The following is a 12,021-nucleotide window of genomic DNA, read 5'->3' on the forward strand; positions in this document are numbered from 1 at the left end:
GGCAGGCAGCTAACGGGTAAAGAACCGTATATTTGCCGAAAATCTGCGCCGTGAGAAAGATTGTGACTTTGCTACTGGCCGCCTTAATTGGGGCACTGGCCTGGCGTCAACTGGCTGCGCGGCCCGCACTCCGCAGCAGAAAAAAACGGCCTCATACAAGCGCAAAGCCAAATCCGGCAAGGCGCCTTGTCCCTGCGATAGTCACTAGCCGGCAGCACAACAGTAAGAGCAGCTTGTTTCTTTACGTCAAGTTCTATTTGTACTCGTGAAATACATTCTCTGGCCTGGGCTGCTGTTGCTTACAGGGTTACTGTTCAGCGCGGGTACCGTGTACGGGCAAGCACCCGTGTGGTACAGTACGGGTGACCCTCATGCTCTGCGCGGCCAGGGTGCTTACCAGCTACTAGATGGTAGCTGGCAGAGCGGAAAATTGCGGTTGGAGCCATCCGGGCACCTGCGGGTGCAGCCTACCGGAGGCGAGGCCAATGTTTATCAAGCGGGAGAGCTAAAAGCATTCGTATTGAAAACAGACACATTTGGGGTGGTACGCAACGTAAGCATGCCGTCGCAACGGCTGTCGGCTGCATTTGCTCAGAAGCTGTATCAGTACGGCCAACTGGCTGCCTTCAAGCTTGACCATCGGTACACGGGCGCGAGTGGTCCGGGCTTTAGCGATGAACTCGTTGCCCCGACGGGTGCTATGGATTTGGTTTTGCAACCCGTTACCGGCGACGCGGTAGTTGTACCGGCTGGGCGCGCGGCATTTATTAGGACTATGCTGCCACTGGTGGGCGACTGTCCGGAGCTGGCGGCCCAAATCACAAAAGGAAAAGTAGGACGTCAGCATATGCGGCAGATTCTGCAAACGTATGCCAGTTGGCAAAAACTCAATTCGCTGCCAACTTCTAACTAACTACCCCTTTATGCCTGATTCCAATCCGCTTGCCTCCCTGGTAGCTGCCGCCGAAGCCGTGCGCCAGCAGTTGCAGGTGAATAGCTTTGATGCCGCCGCCGTTGCGCGCCTGGCTGAGTTCATTGAAGGCCAGCGCCCTACCATAAAAGAAACCGACCGCCAGGGCGTTATTACAGCGTTGGGGTGCTTTTTGGGCCAGTGCCTAGTAAACACCTACGGCGGCACCTGGGCCCAGGGCCCCGATGGTACTACCGGCGTGGGCATCAATCAAACTTCGTTTTTCAATCCTTTTTACCGCGTAAGCGAGCAATTGGCCAAGGGAGAAGCCAAGTCGGTTGCTACTTTTTTTGCGGGTGTACCTGAGCGCCTGGCTGCCAAGCCGGGCCGTAAATCCTGGATTTAGTGAGTCCTTTTAGTCCGCTCGAGCCTAGCACCGACCTTGCCATGAGAAAAATCGTCATTGCCATCGACGGCTACTCTTCCTGTGGCAAAAGCACGACGGCCAAAGCTGTGGCCGCGGAGCTGGGCTACGCCTACATCGATACCGGCGCCATGTACCGGGGCGTCACGCTGTACTTGTTGGAGCATAACATCAGCTTCGACGATCTGCCGCGGGTGGAGCAGGCCCTGCACGACATGCACATTGCCTTCAAGCGCAACCGCAAAACCGGCCGCAATGAGCTCTGCCTTGATGGCGTAATTCGGGAAGATGAAATTCGGCAGATGCGCATTTCCAACTCCGTGAGCGAGGTATCGGTTATTCCGGCGGTGCGCCACGCCATGGTGCGCCAGCAGCAGCGTATGGGTCGCAAGCGGGGGTAGTAATGGACGGGCGCGACATTGGCACCACGGTTTTCCCCGATGCCGAAGTGAAAATATTCATGACCGCCGACGTCATGACCCGGGCCCTACGCCGGCAAGAAGAGCTGGCCGTGAAAGATGAGCACGTGCCGGTGGAAGATATTGTGGAAAACCTGCGCAAGCGCGACCACCTGGATTCTACCCGCACCGAAAGCCCCTGCGCCGCGCCGCCGACGCCGTTCTGCTCGACACAACCCACATGATGATTGACGAGCAGGTGGACTTTGTGCTGGAGCGGGTGTCGGCGTCGTTGTTTTCCTTGGCCGCCACGAGTTGGCAGGGCCACGAGCAGAAATAAGAAGGTAGCCGCTGCCAGGAGCAAAAGTGCGGCAGAATTGTTGTAGGTCTACCAGCTATTCGATTCGTGGTCAGCGAATCGTGCGCGCCGACACTCTGGCTGCTGCGCAAGCCGGAGCGTCACATTTTAGAGTCCATGAACGTCACCATCGATAAGAATTCCGGCTACTGTTTCGGCGTTGAATTTGCCATTCAAATGGCCGAGGACGAGCTGGGCCAGCAGGAAACGCTCTACTGCCTCGGCGACATTGTGCACAACCGCATGGAGGTAGAGCGCCTGCACGCGTTGGGGTTGCGCATCATCGACCGGGAGCAACTGGAGGAGCTGCACAATGCCAAGGTGCTCATCCGTGCTCATGGCGAGCCGCCGGAAACCTACGAGCTGGCCCTACGCAACAACATTGAGCTCATTGATGCTTCCTGCCCCGTGGTGCTTAAGCTCCAAAACCGAGTGAAGCACGCTTTTGACGCCACTACCCGCCAGAACGGGCAGGTAGTTATATATGGTCAGCCCGGCCACGCCGAGGTAATTGGCCTGACGGGCCAGACCCGCAACGAGGCCATCATCGTCATGACGGAGCAAGACCTCGACCAGGTGGATTTCTCCCGCCCCGTGACCCTGTTCAGCCAGACTACCAAAAGCACGGCCGGCTTCTACCACATGAAAGAGGTGATAGAGCGCCGTATCAGCGCGGCTGGCGGCTCGTTGGAGGCGTTTGATGCCAATGACAGCATCTGCCGACAGGTGAGCAACCGGGAGCCGGCGCTGGCTAAGTTTGCCGTGCAGCACGACGTTATCATCTTCGTGAGCGGCCGCAAAAGCTCTAATGGCAAAGCCCTGTTCTCGGTAGTAAACAAAACCAACCCGCGCAGCTACTTCGTGGAAAACGAGCAGGAACTAGATGAAGAGTGGTTTCACGGCGCCGAATCCGTGGGTATCTGCGGGGCAACCAGCACGCCTATGTGGCTGATGCAGCGGGTAAAAGACCGGATTGAAGAGGTAGCCGCCCACGCGGTATAGCTTACCTCACATCCTTCTAAACCTTTCATTCCGAGCGAAGCGAGGAATCTGGCTTATCCGTACAAGGGTAACCTCAGATTCCTCGCTTCGCTCGGAATAATAGTTTGGGAAGGGTAGCTTCCGTATGGGCCCATATCTTCGTGCCATGCGCCGTTTGCTTAATTACTTCCTCAGTGGGTTTCTGATTGTTGCCCCGATTGGCCTAACCATCTACATCCTGTACGCGCTGCTGCGCTGGCTCAACGACTTGTTTGCGGGGCTGAGCTTTGATGTGCCGGGCCTGGGCCTCGTGGTAGCCATCCTGCTGATTTCAGCCGTGGGGTTCGTGGCGAAGTCGTTTCTGGTGCGGCCCTTCCTCATTATCACGGAGCGGCTGCTGCACCGTACTCCGTTGGTTAGCATCATCTACTCCAGCCTCAAGGACCTGTTTGACGCCTTTGTGGGCGATAATCAGAAGTTTAACCGCCCCGTGCTGGTGCGCATGAGTGCCGCCGAGCAGACCTACAAGATGGGCTTCGTAACCCAGCTTACCATGGCTGCCATTCACCGCGACGACTTGCTGGCCGTGTACTTTCCCCATTCCTACAACTTCTCCGGGGAGTTGGTGCTGGTGCCGGTCCAGAACATTACCTACCTCGACCTACCCAGCAGTGAAGTCATGAAGTTCATCGTCTCGGGCGGCGTATCGAGGCTGGGATAAGAGATGAGTGAATTGATATAGTACGTTATCCTGAGGCGTAGCCGAAGGCCCTTATCACGCCTGAACGGCAGTCAATCAACGACTCGTGCTGACGTGACGACGTCCTTCGTTGCGCTCAGGATGACGTACTATGTCAATTCACTCACCGATTCACTATGAAAACCCACCTGCATGTTCAGAAGTATGGCGCAGGGCCGCAGGTAGTGTTGGCATTTCATGGGTACGGGCAGGGAGAAGGCCACTGGCGCACGTTTATCCAGGCGCTAGGCCCGGATGTCACGGTGTACGCCTTCGACCTGTTTTACCACGGCCGCAGTAAGCTAGCCAAAGCTGATGCGCCGCTTACCAAAAAGCGCCTCGGTGAGCTACTGAGTGAGTTTTTGCGGGTTCAGAACATTGAGAAATTTAGCCTGCTGGCCTTCAGCATGGGCGCCAAATTCGCCCTTACCCTGGCCGAGCGGGCTCCGGAGCAGGTAGAGCAGGTGTGGCTGATTGCGCCCGATGGCCTGCAGCGCCAGTTCTGGTACGCCCTGGCCACTTACCCGCCCTGGATGCGCGGGGTATTGGGCCGGGCGGTGCTGCGGCCCCAGCGTATCCTTCGCTTCCTCGATACCCTGCACCAACGGCGCCTCCTCGACGCCAACCTTATTCGCTTTGCCCAGTGGCAACTTGATAGTCGGGAAAAGCGCCTGCGCGTGTACCGAAGCTGGACCGGGTTTCGCAAGCTGACCTTCGACCTAAGCAAGTTGGCGGCTACCCTAAACCGCCGGCCCACGCCCGTTACGTTCTTTCTGGGCCGCCACGACCGGGTGATTCCGCACGCGGGTTTGCAAGGGTTTATTGCCTCCCTACGAGCAGCCCATACGGTGGTGCTGGAGGCAGGCCACGCCGGGCTTATCTATGATGTTGCGGCCTACCTGCGCCGCCACCCCGAACTGCGCCTAGCCTAGCGCGCCGGCCAACAGCTCAACTCCTTCGTCGTCGAAGGCCACGAAAACGACCTCCTGCGGAAACTCATGCTTTTGCAGAAATTGCCGCACCTCACGGGTGGCAATTTCTGCTGCCTCCGCCTTGGGGTAGCCGTAAATGCCGGTGCTGATGCCCGGAAAAGCTACACTGCTCAAGCTGTGTTGCTCGGCTAAGTGCAGGCTGTTGCGGTAGCAGTTGGCCAGCAACTCCGGCTCGTGTTTGTGGCCGCCGTTCCAGACCGGGCCTACCGTATGAATAACGTGGCGGGCCGGCAGCCTACCCCCGTCGTGATGACGGCCTCGCCGGTGGCAAGCCCGCTGCCGTAGTGGCTAGCGCGCAGGGCCCGGCAGGCAGCCAGAATTTCGGGTCCGCCGGCGCGGTGAATGGCCCCATCAACGCCGCCCCCGCCCAGCAGGCTGGAATTGGCGGCGTTTACCACGGCGTCAGTATCCAGGTGCGTAATGTTGCCGCGGTAAAGTAGAATGCGGCCGAAGCGCTGCGCTTCCGCGCGCCAGTTCGGGGGAGGGGAGGTACCGGGCATGGCCGTGGGGGTAGGGGTTCGGCACAGGTACGGCCTCGGCGCGGCAACCGTTGCTGCTTTGAAGGGCTCAGCGACGCTGGCGTGCTATCGGCTCGGGAGTCTTTTTTTACGGTTCAGCCCCCGAAAATGTCGGTTTGAGTAGATATGAATTTGCGTATATTGATCGGCGTCCTACGTTTGAGCATCCAACAACCCGAAACCTTACGCACTCATGGAAACCTCCCAGCGCGACCCTCAACTATGGCGCATGGCGAAAGACCGCGCCAAGTTCAAATCTCACCTGTTCACCTACATCACCGTCAACGCCCTGCTCTGGACCATTTGGCTCCTGACCGGCCGACCCGCTACGCCGCTGCCCTGGCCCGTGTGGCCCACCGTGTTCTGGGGCATTGGGGTTGCCATCCAGGGCTTCTCTACTTACGGCAGCATGGGACGGGCGCAGCTTTCGGAGCGGGAATATGAGCGGCTGGTGCGCGAGCGGGCCAATCGGGTGTAAAAGCGGGCAAAGGCCGAAACTGCAACCTTACCGCCGGGCCCGGGGTTTGTGGCAGTATGAATATGCGCCACTTCCTTCCCTTGCTGGCCCTAGCCCCGCTGGCTCTGACCTCTTCGGCACCCAAGCCCGCACCAGTTGCCGCGGCTCCGGATGTCAATCTGAGTAAAATTAAGCTGCCGGCTGGCTTTACCATCAGCTACTTTGCCAAAGGTGTGAAAAGCGCCCGGGAGCTGGCCGTAGGCCCCGACGGTACGGTATACGTGGGCACCAAAGACGACAAGGTATTTGCCCTGCCCGACCGCAACAAGGATGGTCGGGCCGATGAAGTGGTTACCGTGGCCACCGGCTTGAACGCGCCTAACGGGGTAGCCGTGCGCAACGGCGCCCTGTACGTGGGCGAAATCAACAGAATTCTGCGCTACGACAACATTGCGGCCCGCCTAAAGCAAAAGCCCAAGCCCGTGGTGGTATATGGCAAGCTCCCAACCAAGGAGTGGCACGGCTACCGCTACATTGCCTTCGGCCCCGATGGCAAGCTCTACGTGCCGGTAGGAGCGCCCTGCAACACTTGCCTGCCCGAAGAACCGATTTACGCCACTATCAACCGCATGAACCCCGACGGCACGGGGCTGGAAACGTACGCCTACGGGGTGCGCAACACGGTCGGTTTCGACTGGAGCCCTCAGGACAAAGCCCTGTGGTTCACGGATAACGGCCGCGACCAGCTCGGCGACAATCTGCCCGCTGATGAGCTGAACCGCTCGGCCGGCCCCGGTCAGCATTTTGGCTTCCCGTACTTTTTTGCCGGCGACGTGCCCGACCCCGAGTTTGGCAAAGGCAAATCGGCTAGTACCTACATCAAACCCGCCCGCAAGCTGGGGGCGCACGTGGCGGCGTTGGGTATGAAGTTTTACACCGGCAAGCAGTTTCCGGCCCAGTACCGCAACCAGATTTTCATTCCGGAGCACGGCTCTTGGAACCGGAGCAACAAAATCGGCTACCGCATCAGCCTCGTGCGCCTCGATGCCACCGGCAAGCAAGCTCGCAGCTACGAAACCTTTGCCGAGGGCTGGCTGCAAGGCCAAACGCCTTGGGGCCGCCCCGTCTGCCTGCTGGTGCTACCCGACGGCTCCTTGCTGGTTTCCGACGACCAGAATGATGCTGTGTACCGCATTAGCTACAAGGGTTAAGTGGTGAAATTGTGAACTTGTGAAATGGTGAGTTAGTGTTCGAAATGGCTTTATAGCGCATATTGCGCTTGCAGGGCAAAGAATGGCTAATTCACCATTTCACAAGTTCACAATTTCACCACTTATGAAGCAGCGCGGACCGAAGCGGACAGTGGGGCGGCGGGAACTAGTAGACTTTCCGCATTTCCAGGTGTGGGGAGTGGAAGCCAAGGTGGATACCGGGGCCTACACCGGCGCCATTCACTGCTCTAACATTCGCGTGGAAACCGGCACCGATGGCCGGCCGCGCCTGCACGTGCAGCTCCTGGACGCGCCGCACCCCGATTTTAATGGCCTGCCCCTGCAGTTTGATGAGTTCACGCTGCGCGACATTCGCAGCTCCAATGGGGAGGTGCAGGAGCGGTACGTTATCCGGGCGGCGGTGCGGCTGTTTGGGGAAGATTTCGAAACAGAATTTTCGCTTTCTGACCGCTCCGACATGAAATATCCCGTACTAATCGGCCGGGTACTGTTGCGCGAGGCCCGGTTGGTGGTAGATGTGGCCCGGCGCAACCTGTCGTATAAAAATAAGCTGGCCGCCCGCTAACCCGGGCCGGCTTGCGGTTTAGGTCGCCTATCTTTGCCCGGCGCGTCTGCCCCTATTCTTTCATACCTATCCTGCATCCAATGAAACTGGCGATTCTGTCGCGTGAGCCAAAGCTATACTCTACCACCCGCCTCGTAGAAGCCGCCGAACAGCGTGGGCATGAGGCCGTGGTAGTGGATCATTTGCACTGCAATTTGGTGCTGGAGAAGGGCAAGCCTGGCATCATCTACGAAGGCCAGAGGCTGGAAGGCTTCGACGCCATTATTCCTCGCATTGGGGCTTCCGTGACGTTTTATGGCTGCGCCGTGGTGCGGCAGTTTGAGATGATGAAGGTGCGCACGGCCGTGGAAAGCCAGGCCATTGTGCGCAGCCGCGACAAGCTCCGCTCCATGCAGATTTTGAGTCGGGCCGGGGTAGGCATGCCGAAAACCGCCTTCACCAATTACTCCGACGAAGTACCCGAAATGATTCAGCAGGTAGGCGGGGCGCCCGTCATCATTAAGCTGCTGGAAGGTACTCAGGGCCTGGGTGTGGTGCTGGCCGAGTCGGCTAAGGCGGCCCAGTCCGTCATCGAGGCGTTTCACAACCTGAAGGCCCGCATCATTGTGCAGGAGTTCATTGCCGAAAGCAAGGGCGCCGATTTGCGCGCTTTCGTGGTAAACGGCGAGGTAGTAGGGGCCATGAAGCGCCAGGGCAAGGAGGGTGAGTTTCGCTCCAACCTGCACCGTGGCGGCTCCGGCACCCTCGTCAAGCTGACCCGCGCCGAAAAAGCCGCCGCCCTACTGGCTACCAAGGCCCTAGGCCTGGGCATTGCCGGCGTGGACATGCTCCAGAGCAAGCGCGGCCCCCTGGTGCTGGAAGTTAACTCTTCGCCCGGCTTGGAAGGCATTGAAAAAGCCACCGGCCTGAACATTGCCGGCAAAATCATTGAGTACACCGAGCAACTGTCGGAAAAGAAAAAGCGGCCGAAACCCGTGGTCAAGCCCGCCGAGCCCGAAGCCCTACCCGATAATCAGCCGGGCTAGCACCTCAACTTCATTTTTAGCTTCACTGCTTAGGCGGCTTGCTCTGGTAGCTAGGGCCTGAAGGCAGCGCAAACGACCAGGTTTCCTTAGGGGAGTCTGGTTGTTTGTTTTACGCCGAAGCAGGGTCGGCCGGGTTTTTGTAGACCCGTAGAAATCAAGTTATTCCGCACTGCCTTGCCTACCTACACCACCGCACCCGTCGACTTATACCTGAACGGCTTAACCATTGCCCCCGGCGAGCAAGTCCTGACGCGGCTTGTGATTTCGCGCCTGCCTTCCGGGACCGTAATTGACATTCCGGTGCACGTGTTCCGGGCTACTGAGGCGGGGCCCACGGTGCTGCTGATGGCGGGTCTGCACGGCGACGAGGTGAACGGCATTGAAACCATTCGGCGTCTGATTCGGCGGCGGATGCTGCAGCCCCAGCGCGGTACCATTCTGGCCATTCCTATCCTCAATATTTACGGCTTCCTGAACTTCTCGCGAGAGGTGCCCGACGGCAAAGACGTGAACCGCTCATTTCCGGGCAATCCGCGCGGCTCCCTGGCTAGCCGCGTAGCCCACCGTTTCATGCGCGAAATCATGCCCCTGATTGACTACGGTATTGATTTCCACACGGGCGGGGCAGCCCGGGCCAACATTCCGCAGATTCGATGCCTACTGCACCAGGATGCGGAAACCGATGCGCTGGCGGAAGCGTTTGGAGCCCCATTCACGTTGCACGCCGGCCTGCGCCCCGGTTCCCTGCGCGAAACCGCCATGCAGGAAGGGCGCCGCATTATCGTGTACGAAACCGGTGAGTCGTTGCGCCTCGATGAGGAAGGCATTGACCTGGGCATTGCTGGTACGTTGCGGGTGTTGCACCACTTGGGCATGGTGCCTAGCGTACCGCCGCCGGCCCGGCCCTCGGTGGTGTGCATGCGCTCTACCTGGCTGCGGGCCAAGTACGCGGGGCTGTTCCGCAGCCTGGTGCATCTGGGCCAGTACATTGAGAAAGGCGAGGTGTTTGGCTCCGTGGCTGACCCCTATGGGGAAAATTCTGTGCGGCTGGAGTCGCCGGTGGCGGGCTACATCATTGGGGTAAATCATATGCCCGTGGTCAATCAGGGCGACGCCTTGGTGCACGTAGGCCGTACCGATTTGTCGCCGAGCCGGGTTGATTTGGGCGCTCCATTTGAGGAAAAGCCCATGAATCCGCTCGAAACGGAAGAAGAGGACGAGGAAGCCGGGGAGGAGATGTTGCGTGACGGGGAGTAGGGCCTGTAGTTTCTGCATGCCAACTACCCGGTAAGGCTTGTTCCGGTATCTCCCGGCATTTTGCTTTACTTTGACTGGCCGTACTGCGGTGCTTTGTCTTCTTCCTTTTTATTTGAATGAAAAACTCCGTTCAACTTATCATCAACGTGGTATTGGCCCTGGCAGTGGCCGTGCTGTTCTACCTGCATTTTGCCAGCAAACCTGCCGCGGCCGGCAAGAAACCAGTGGCCGTAGTTGCTACCCCACCGATACCACCAGCGCCGCCACCGTCACGGATGAGCCCGCCGACGTGGTAGCCGTAGCCGATACTAACAAAGTGGCCTACGTAGAATCGGGTAAGCTGCTGGATGGCTACCAGGGCATGAAGGACGCCCGCAAGAGCTTCGAAACCAAAGCCCGCCGCTGGGAAGCTCAGAACCAAACGCTGGTGCGAGGCTTCCAGACGGCCGTGCAGCAGTACCAACAAAAGGCCGAGGGTATGACCCAGGAACAGCGCGCTTCCACGGAGCAGCAGTTGCAGGGCCGCCAGGTTCAGGTTGCACAAGAGCAAGAAAAGCTACAGCGCCAAGCCCAGGAGGAGGAAGCCAAAATGACTCAGCAAGTGCTGGAGCGCATCAACAAGCAAGTAGAGAAATACGGTAAGCAAAATGGCTACCGCCTGATTCTCATTGCTGCGCCCAGCGGCACCATTGCCTACGGCCGCGAAGACCTCGACATCACCGCCCCGGTCCTCAAGCACCTCAACGACGAGTACCGCGGCGCTAAAAAGTAAGCAGCCTGCTACCCGTCGCAAGGCGAATATAAATCTTGAAACGCCGGCTTTCCCGAAAAGGAAGCCGGCGTTTTTGCTATAAGCTAGTTTGCTCGGCGTGGCAGTTGTGCTTGGCCATGCACAGGAAAAAGAGGTTGTTTTCAGTACAATACTGACCGTCGCATTTCGGCTCTGCTTGATGCGCAGAATGCCTGGCATGATGGTCTTTTGCAGAGGCTCTGGCTGCATGTGGCGCGCATGAAATAGAAAGCAGCCGCACCGTAAACAGCGGCAGGGCGTCGGTGCTGGATTAAACCTTTGGTACTGACGCCTTTCTAAGAGGAAACCAGCCGCTGATAAGTGGCATTTCGTTCTTATGAAGAAGCTCCTGAAATTCTCTGCCTTATTCCTGGTCCTGCTGCTGGCCGCTGCTGCGCTGCCAAGCTGCGTGGCTACCGCTCAGCCGGGAGTAGTAGTTGCTACCGGGCCGGGACCTTATTATGGCCCTGGCTACCGGCCCCGCCCGTACTACCGTCCGCGTCCTTATTACCGCCCGGTACCGCCTCGCGTGGTAGTAGTAGAGCCGCGCCGAAGGGTGGTAGTACCGGCGCCCCGTCCGTACTACAACGTGCGCCCGCACCGCTACATCTGGGTGCGGTAACCGGCTCCGCTTTCCTTTCCAGCAACGCCCTGCCAACGTACTGGTGGGGCGTTGCTGTGCAAACACTACCGCATATGGGGGCTGGCAAAGGACTGGGTACAGAAAAACCCGGCCCCACCATCAGCGGAACCGGGTTAACTATAGCCCTAACGATGTCGGTAGTGCTTAAAAAGCGAAGCGCAGGCTCAGGGCCGCATCATTATAGAAACCGGTGTAGCCATCAAATACTTCGAAGAAGGGCTTATAGTCGACGCCCACGGTGAAGGGCAAATCTTCCATTTTGTACTCCAAGCCCAGAATCAGGTCGGCCCCGCCTACGATGTAGTTCCGGTCGTCGCGGTAGTAGGCGTAGTAGAAGTCGTTTTTCTTGCCTCGAACGTAGCGCCCATCCAGCACGTAGTAGCGGCCGGCGTAGGAGCCAATGTGGCCGCCCGCGCCATAGTAAAACTGCAGGCCCTTAAAATCGGAGACGGGAAGGTGCTTTTCCAGCAGCAGCGTGAGCCGGCCGCCCCGGGCTTGGTATTCGCGTGTGAGCAGCCCTTCGAAGGCTACGTTGTTCTTGCCGCTCAAGAAGTGCTTGAACGTGAGGCCCGACGACCAGCCGCCGCCGCGCAGGCCAATGGCCGTTTCGTAGCCGGCGCCGCTGCCGCCACTTTTCTTCTTGCTCTGCGCCTGGGCTCCTCCCGAAGTTACCAACAGCCCTAGGGCTACTAAACCAAAAATGAAACGCTTCATGCGGAAAAAGAAACTAGT

At 58.6% G+C, this 12,021-nt stretch carries 14 protein-coding genes and 2 pseudogenes; 14 read left to right on the forward strand and 2 right to left on the reverse strand.

The window, feature by feature from the left end:
• Positions 1–460 precede the first annotated feature (460 nt).
• The 6 genes and pseudogenes from MUN84_RS15590 to MUN84_RS15615 all read left to right on the forward strand — a co-directional run bounded on the left by MUN84_RS15590 (position 461) and on the right by MUN84_RS15615 (position 4,742).
• Positions 461–913 carry a hypothetical protein gene (locus MUN84_RS15590; RefSeq protein ID WP_244694931.1) on the forward strand — a complete coding sequence of 151 codons (453 nt, stop codon included), beginning with the start codon at positions 461–463 and terminating at the stop codon, positions 911–913.
• Between the two features lie 10 nt (positions 914–923).
• Entirely contained in the window at positions 924–1,316 is a 393-nt protein-coding gene (locus tag MUN84_RS15595) for a hypothetical protein (protein ID WP_244694933.1), read from the forward strand.
• A 41-nt stretch (positions 1,317–1,357) separates the two neighbouring features.
• Positions 1,358–2,072 (forward strand): annotated as a pseudogene (cmk, locus tag MUN84_RS15600) ((d)CMP kinase).
• A 135-nt stretch (positions 2,073–2,207) separates the two neighbouring features.
• Positions 2,208–3,092 (forward strand): 4-hydroxy-3-methylbut-2-enyl diphosphate reductase, encoded by an 885-nt coding sequence (locus tag MUN84_RS15605; RefSeq protein WP_244698953.1) that lies wholly within the window; start codon positions 2,208–2,210, stop codon positions 3,090–3,092.
• Between the two features lie 145 nt (positions 3,093–3,237).
• Complete coding sequence (locus tag MUN84_RS15610) at positions 3,238–3,792, forward strand: DUF502 domain-containing protein (RefSeq protein WP_244694934.1); 555 nt, start codon at positions 3,238–3,240, stop codon at positions 3,790–3,792.
• A 155-nt stretch (positions 3,793–3,947) separates the two neighbouring features.
• Positions 3,948–4,742: an alpha/beta fold hydrolase gene (locus tag MUN84_RS15615; RefSeq protein WP_244694936.1), complete on the forward strand. Its 795-nt coding sequence runs from the start codon at positions 3,948–3,950 to the stop codon at positions 4,740–4,742.
• Here the strand turns inward: MUN84_RS15615 and MUN84_RS24655 are convergent.
• Positions 4,734–5,302, reverse strand: a pseudogene (locus MUN84_RS24655) (O-acetyl-ADP-ribose deacetylase). The gene MUN84_RS15615 and the pseudogene MUN84_RS24655 sit on opposite strands and share 9 nt — an antisense overlap.
• A gap of 211 nt (positions 5,303–5,513) precedes the next feature.
• Between MUN84_RS24655 and MUN84_RS15625 the strand changes: the two are divergent.
• The 8 genes from MUN84_RS15625 to MUN84_RS15660 all read left to right on the forward strand — a co-directional run bounded on the left by MUN84_RS15625 (position 5,514) and on the right by MUN84_RS15660 (position 11,268).
• Positions 5,514–5,798, forward strand: coding sequence for a 2TM domain-containing protein (locus MUN84_RS15625; protein ID WP_244694938.1), 285 nt, complete (start codon positions 5,514–5,516; stop codon positions 5,796–5,798).
• A gap of 62 nt (positions 5,799–5,860) precedes the next feature.
• Positions 5,861–6,988, forward strand: a complete 1,128-nt coding sequence (locus MUN84_RS15630) for a PQQ-dependent sugar dehydrogenase (RefSeq protein WP_244694939.1) — start codon at positions 5,861–5,863, stop codon at positions 6,986–6,988.
• Between the two features lie 124 nt (positions 6,989–7,112).
• Positions 7,113–7,574: an ATP-dependent zinc protease gene (locus MUN84_RS15635; protein WP_244694941.1), complete on the forward strand. Its 462-nt coding sequence runs from the start codon at positions 7,113–7,115 to the stop codon at positions 7,572–7,574.
• An 80-nt stretch (positions 7,575–7,654) separates the two neighbouring features.
• Positions 7,655–8,599, forward strand: coding sequence for a 30S ribosomal protein S6--L-glutamate ligase (gene rimK, locus MUN84_RS15640; RefSeq protein WP_244694942.1), 945 nt, complete (start codon positions 7,655–7,657; stop codon positions 8,597–8,599).
• A 174-nt stretch (positions 8,600–8,773) separates the two neighbouring features.
• A complete protein-coding gene (locus tag MUN84_RS15645) occupies positions 8,774–9,856 on the forward strand; it encodes a succinylglutamate desuccinylase/aspartoacylase family protein (protein ID WP_244694943.1) in 1,083 nt (360 codons plus the stop codon).
• Between the two features lie 116 nt (positions 9,857–9,972).
• Complete coding sequence (locus MUN84_RS15650; RefSeq protein WP_244694945.1) at positions 9,973–10,152, forward strand: hypothetical protein; 180 nt, start codon at positions 9,973–9,975, stop codon at positions 10,150–10,152.
• Complete coding sequence (locus MUN84_RS15655) at positions 10,146–10,628, forward strand: OmpH family outer membrane protein (protein WP_244694947.1); 483 nt, start codon at positions 10,146–10,148, stop codon at positions 10,626–10,628. Before MUN84_RS15650 ends, MUN84_RS15655 begins: the two co-directional genes overlap by 7 nt.
• 355 nt (positions 10,629–10,983) lie before the next feature.
• Positions 10,984–11,268: a hypothetical protein gene (locus MUN84_RS15660; protein WP_244694948.1), complete on the forward strand. Its 285-nt coding sequence runs from the start codon at positions 10,984–10,986 to the stop codon at positions 11,266–11,268.
• Between the two features lie 165 nt (positions 11,269–11,433).
• On the opposite strand, the gene MUN84_RS15665 is transcribed toward MUN84_RS15660, so the two are convergent.
• Positions 11,434–12,003, reverse strand: a complete 570-nt coding sequence (locus tag MUN84_RS15665) for a hypothetical protein (protein ID WP_244694950.1) — start codon at positions 12,001–12,003, stop codon at positions 11,434–11,436.
• Positions 12,004–12,021: the final 18 nt, after the last annotated feature.

The organism is Hymenobacter sp. 5516J-16 (genome assembly GCF_022919335.1).
Classification (GTDB): domain Bacteria; phylum Bacteroidota; class Bacteroidia; order Cytophagales; family Hymenobacteraceae; genus Hymenobacter; species Hymenobacter sublimis.

Coding starts and splice junctions, on each gene's coding strand:
- MUN84_RS15635 (WP_244694941.1), top strand. CDS start 7,113: ATGAAGCAGCGCGGACCGAAGCGGACAGTGGGGCGGCGGGAACTAGTA.
- MUN84_RS15630 (WP_244694939.1), top strand. CDS start 5,861: ATGCGCCACTTCCTTCCCTTGCTGGCCCTAGCCCCGCTGGCTCTGACC.
- MUN84_RS15610 (WP_244694934.1), top strand. CDS start 3,238: ATGCGCCGTTTGCTTAATTACTTCCTCAGTGGGTTTCTGATTGTTGCC.
- MUN84_RS15660 (WP_244694948.1), top strand. CDS start 10,984: ATGAAGAAGCTCCTGAAATTCTCTGCCTTATTCCTGGTCCTGCTGCTG.
- MUN84_RS15595 (WP_244694933.1), top strand. CDS start 924: ATGCCTGATTCCAATCCGCTTGCCTCCCTGGTAGCTGCCGCCGAAGCC.
- MUN84_RS15625 (WP_244694938.1), top strand. CDS start 5,514: ATGGAAACCTCCCAGCGCGACCCTCAACTATGGCGCATGGCGAAAGAC.
- MUN84_RS15615 (WP_244694936.1), top strand. CDS start 3,948: ATGAAAACCCACCTGCATGTTCAGAAGTATGGCGCAGGGCCGCAGGTA.
- rimK (WP_244694942.1), top strand. CDS start 7,655: ATGAAACTGGCGATTCTGTCGCGTGAGCCAAAGCTATACTCTACCACC.
- MUN84_RS15650 (WP_244694945.1), top strand. CDS start 9,973: ATGAAAAACTCCGTTCAACTTATCATCAACGTGGTATTGGCCCTGGCA.
- MUN84_RS15665 (WP_244694950.1), bottom strand. CDS start 12,003: ATGAAGCGTTTCATTTTTGGTTTAGTAGCCCTAGGGCTGTTGGTAACT.
- MUN84_RS15605 (WP_244698953.1), top strand. CDS start 2,208: ATGAACGTCACCATCGATAAGAATTCCGGCTACTGTTTCGGCGTTGAA.